At 67.7% G+C, this 5,563-nt stretch carries 1 protein-coding gene; it reads right to left on the bottom strand.

The features are described from left to right. Positions 1-5,563: non-ribosomal peptide synthetase (locus tag FJV41_RS47660; protein ID WP_141649273.1), on the bottom strand; the 5,563-nt coding region annotated here is incomplete at both ends.

Genomic DNA, 5,563 nt, shown 5'->3' with positions numbered 1-5,563 from the left:
CCGCCACCTCGTCCGCCAGCCTCTCCTGCGCCACGAGGACGGCCACCCCTGCCTCTCGCTTCATCCACCCCAGCCGCTCCAGCGGGTAGCTCGCGTCCAGCGGTACGTACGCTCCTCCCGCCTTGAGGATGCCCAGCACCGACACCACCAACTCCAGCGAGCGCTCCACGCACAGCCCCACCTTCACCTCGGGGCCTACCCCCATCCCTCTCAGGTGGTGCGCCAGCTGATTCGCTCGGCGGTTCAGCTCTCCGTAGCTCAGCCTCTCGCCCTCGTACTCCACCGCCACCGCTTCCGGACTGCGCCTCACCTGCTCCTCGAAGAGTGACGCCAGGCTCGCCTCTCGCGGGTACTCCACTCGTCGGCCGCTCCACTCCTCCACCACCACCCGTCGCGCCTCTTCCCCCTGCATCGGCAGCGTCCACAGCCTCGCCTCAGGCCGTGCCACTCCTGCCTCCAGCAGCACCCGAAGGTGCTCCACCATCACCTCCACCGTCCTCCTCTCGAAGAGGTCGCTGTTGTAATTCGCCACCACCGCCACTCCGTCCGCCACCTCCTCCACCACCAGCGACAGGTCGACCTTGGAGGTCGTCCCTTCCGCGTCCATTCCCCTGAGCGTCAGTCCTTCCTGACGCAGCTCGGTCACCGGCGTGTTCTGCAGCGTCAACGTCACCTGGAAGAGCGGGCTCCGACTCAAGTCCCTCTCGGGCTGCAGCTCCTCCACCAGCTTCTCGAACGGAACGTCCTGGTGGGCGTACGCGCCCAACAGCGTCTCGCGCACCTGTTTCACCAGTCCCGCGAAGCTCTCTTCACGCTCAAGCCTTCCGCGCAACACCAGCGTGTTGACGAAGAAGCCAATCAAGCCCTCTGTCTCTGTTCGAGTCCGCCCTGCGATGGGCGCGCCCACGCACACGTCTTCCTGTCCCGAGTACCTGCCCAGCATCGTCTGGTACGCGGCCAGCAACACCATGAAGGGCGTGGCGCCCTCCCGCCTCCCGAGTCCCTCCACCGACCTCCACAGCGCGCTCCCCCACAGCGCCTTCACGAAGCCGCCTCGGTGCGTCTGCACCGCCGGCCTTGGCCGGTCGGTCGGCAACTCCAGCACGCTCGATGCGCCTTCCAACTGCGTGCGCCAGTAGGCGAGCTGCCGCTCCAGCTCCGCCCCCTGCAACCACTCGCGCTGCCACACCGCATAGTCGGCGTACTGGACCGGCAGCTCGCTCAACGGCGACGGCTGTCCCTTCACGCGGGCCCCATACAGCGCGCCCACTTCCCTCACGAGCACACCCATCGACCAGCCGTCCGTCACGATGTGGTGCATCACCAGCACCAGCACGTGCTCCTGCTCCGACAGCTTCACCAACACCGTCCGCAGAAGTGGCCCTGTCTCCAGGTCGAACGGCCGTCGGGCCTCTTCCTCGAATAATCTCCGCACCGAGCTTTCGCGCTCCGACAACCCGCTCACGTCCTCGCATCGCAGGACAAGCTCCGCCTCCTCGGCGATGACTTGAACGGGACCGCCCGCGCCCGCACGGAACGTCGTGCGCAACGACTCGTGGCGGCGCACCAACTCCGAGAGGCCATGCCGCAAGGCCTCGACATCCAGTGTCCCCGTCAGGCGCACCGCCACGGGCAGGTTGTAGGAAGACTCCCCGGGAGAGAGCTGATCGAGGAACCAGAGGCGCTGCTGTGCGAAGGACAACGGCGGCGCGAAGGAGCGATCCGCCCGCGCCTTCAGCGGCGGAGCAACACCGCCTCCCGCACGCACAGCCGACTCCAGCCTGGCGCCAAGGCGAGCCACCGTGGGCGACTCGAACAACTCACGCAGCGGCAGCTCGACACCGAAGGCACCGCGGATGCGGGAGAGCACCTGCGTGGCCAGGAGCGAATGGCCTCCCAACCCGAAGAAGTCCTCGTGGACGCCCACCGTGTCCAGACGCAAGACCTCCGCCCAGATGCCCGCCAGCAGCTCCTCCGTCGGCGTGCGCGGAGAGACCCACACATCTTCCGCTCCCGCCTCGTCACGTGCGTCAGGTGTCGGCAGCGCCTTGCGGTCCACCTTTCCGTTCGGAGACAGCGGCAGCGAATCCAGCACCACCCATGCCGAAGGCACCATGTACTCCGGCAGCAGGCGCTGCGCGTACGTCCGCAGGTCTGTCGACTCCAGCGTGGAGCCTTGCGGAGGAGCCACGTACGCCACCAACCGCGCATCACCCGGCACATCCTCCCGCACCACCACGACCGCCTCGGCCACGCTCGGGTGCTTGCGCAGCACCGACTCCACTTCCCCCAGCTCGATGCGGAAGCCTCGCAGCTTCACCTGTCCGTCACGCCGGCCCAGGTATTCGAGCGAGCCATCCGCCAACCATCGAGCCCGATCCCCCGTTCGATACAGGCGTCCGCCCGGTACCGGCGAATAGGGGTCCGCCAGGAAACGCTCGGCGGTCAGGTCAGGACGGCGCCAGTAGCCTCGGGCCAGTTGCACGCCACCGATGTAAAGCTCTCCCGCGACGCCCACCGGCAGCGGATGGAACCGTTCGCCCAGCACATACATCCGCGTGTTCGCGATGGGGCGACCGATGGGCACCCTGTCCCCAGGAACGCCTCGCTCACACGTCCAGGCCGTCACGTCCACCGCCGCTTCGGTCGGTCCGTAGAGGTTGTGCAGCTCCGCACCCAGCCGCGCGTGGAACAAATCCCGCAGCTCGGGGGTCAGCGCCTCGCCGCTGCACACCACGCGCTTCAAGCGGACGCAGTCCGCGAGCCGTGGCTCCTCCAGGAATGGCCGCAGCATCGACGGGACGAAGTGCAGCGTCGTCACGCGCTCGCGCGCCACCAGGTCGACCAGATACGCGGGCTCCCGGTGTCCACCCGGTCGCGCCATGACGAGCCTCGCGCCCGTCATCAACGGCCAGAAGAGTTCCCACACCGAGACGTCGAAGCTGAAGGGCGTCTTCTGCAGGACGCGGTCCTCCTCCACCAACCCATGCGCCTCCTGCATCCACAGCAATCGATTGCAGATGGCCGCGTGCGTATTCATCGCCCCCTTGGGCCTGCCCGTCGAACCCGAGGTGTAGATGATGTACGCCAGCGCGTCGCCCTCCAGTTCGACGGGAGGAGCGTCCGTGCTCTCGCGTCGTACCGCGTCCCATCCTGAGTCGAGGCAGAGGGTGTCCACCTCATGCCGGGGAAGGATTGCGAGCAGGCGCTGCTGGGTCAGCAGCACCGCCGGCTCCGCGTCGTCCAACATGTATTCGAGGCGCTCCTGGGGATAGCCCGGGTCCAGCGGCACGTAGGCCGCACCCGACTTCAGGACGCCCAGCAGCGCGACCATCAACTCCAGGGAGCGCTCGGCGCACACCGCGACGCGGCTCTCCGGCCCTACCCCTCGGGCGAGCAGTTGCCATGCGAGTTGATTCGCGCGCCGGTCCAGCTCCCAATAGGTGAGCTGGGTCTCCTCGAAGACCACCGCCACCGCATCCGGTGTCCTCTGGACCTGGGCTTCCACCAGGTGGTGAAGCAGCGCTCCCGGTGCTCGCGGTCGCTGGGTGTCATTCCATTCCGTCAGCACCTGACGACGCTCGTCCGGAGTCAGCCACTCCAGGTCGAGCAGCCGTTTCTCCGGCGCTCGGACCGCGCTCTCCAGCAGGGACCGCAAGTGTCCCAACAGCCGGTCCACGGTCCGCGCATCGAACAGGTCGCTGTTGAACTCCAGCGCGCCAGCGAGCCCCTGGTCCGTATCGGTCAACTCCAGGGTCAGGTCGAACTTCGCGGTCCTTCCCGCGGACTCCGTCGGATCCAGCCGCAAGCCCGCGGCCGACAGCGCCGTCGTCGGGGCATTCTGGAGCACGAACATCACCTGGAAGAGCGGCGGGCGACTGAGGTCACGAACGGGCTGAAGCTCCTCCACCAGCTTCTCGAACGGGACGTCCTGGTGCCCGTAGGCCCCCAGCGTCGTCTCGCGTACCCGCGCGAGCAGGTCTCGGAAGCAATCCTCGGACGACACCGTCGTCCTCATCACCAGCGTGTTGACGAAGAAGCCGATGAGGCCCTCGGTCTCCTCGCGCGTGCGGTTGGCGATGGGCGAGCCGACGCAAACGTCCTCCTGGCCCGAGTACCGCGCCAGCAACGTCTGGAACGCCGCCAGCAGCACCATGAAGGGCGTGGCGTTCTCCCTTCGCGCCAGCTCCTTCACCGCATCCCGCAGCGCCGGAGGCCCCGCCAGTCTTCGACTCTCCCCCCGGAACGTCTGCACCGCCGGACGAGGCCGGTCCGTCGGCAGGTCCAGCGCGCGCGGAGCACCCTCCAGTTGATTGCGCCAATAGGCGAGCTGTCGCTCCAGCTCCGCCCCCTGCAACCACGCCCGTTGCCACACCGCGTAGTCCGCGTACTGCACCGGCAATTCGCGCAAGGGCGACGGCTGCCCTTGCGCGTACGCGTCGTACAGCGCGCCGACTTCTCTCACGAGCACGCCCATCGACCAGCCATCCGACACGATGTGGTGCATCATCAGCACCAGCACGTGCTCCCGCTCCGACAGCTTCAGCAAGAGCGTCCGCAGCAACGGCCCTTTCCCCAGATCGAAAGGACGGAGAGCTTCCGCTTCTGCCCGCTGCGGGGTCTCACGGTCGCGCTGTTCGAACGGCAGCTCGGTCAGGTCCACCTGCTCCAGCGGCACGCGCCCTTCGGGCAGGATGACTTGCACGGGCGTTCCCGCGTCGGCTCGGAACGTCGTCCGGAGGGATTCATGTCGGCGCACCAACTCCGCGAAGGCACGCTCCAACGCCGTGACGTCGAGGGCCCCCGTCAGCCGTACCCCGGTCGCGATGTTGTAGAAGGCACTGCCGGGCTCCAACTGGTCGAGGAACCAGAGGCGCTGCTGCGCGAAGGACAGAGGCAGCACGTCCGTACGCGGCACGGGCAGAAGCGGCGGAACTCGCTGCTCGACGGCCTCTGACCGAGGTTGCTCGAAGCGTCTCGCCAGCAACTCCACCGTAGGGGACTCGAAGACCTCTCGCAGGGGCAGTTCGACCGCGAAGACCGTGCGGATCCTCGACACCAACTGCGTGGCGAGCAGCGAGTGTCCGCCCAGTTCGAAGAAGTCGTCGTGCAAACCCACGCGTTCGACGTTCAGCACCTCCGAGAAGATCGCGGCCAGCGAGGCTTCGACGGGGGTACGCGGCGCCACGAAAGTCTCGGGCTCGGCACCGTGCGTGTCGGGAGAAGGGAGGGCCTTGCGATCCACCTTCCCGTTCGGCGTCAGCGGCAGCGTGTCGAGCACCACGAGTGAGGACGGCACCATGTACTCGGGCAACCGACTCCGCAGATGCGCCCTCACGACCGACAGGTCCACCAGGCGTGACGCGGACTCTGCATTCGGTGTGCGCTCCGAAGACGCTGGCACGAGATAGGCCACGAGGCGCTTGTCGCCGGGCACGTCCTCCCGCACCACCACCGCCACCTCGCTCACGCTCGCGTGCGAGGCCAGCGCCGCCTCCACCTCTCCCAGTTCGATTCGGTAGCCCCTCACCTTCACCTGCGCGTCTCGCCGGCCCAGGAACTC

It is taken from the genome of Myxococcus llanfairpwllgwyngyllgogerychwyrndrobwllllantysiliogogogochensis (genome assembly GCF_006636215.1).
Taxonomy (GTDB): Bacteria; Myxococcota; Myxococcia; order Myxococcales; family Myxococcaceae; genus Myxococcus; species Myxococcus llanfairpwllgwyngyllgogerychwyrndrobwllllantysiliogogogochensis.
The sequence above is the reverse complement of the archived record's forward strand: the minus strand, read 5'-3'. Positions and strand labels throughout refer to the sequence as shown.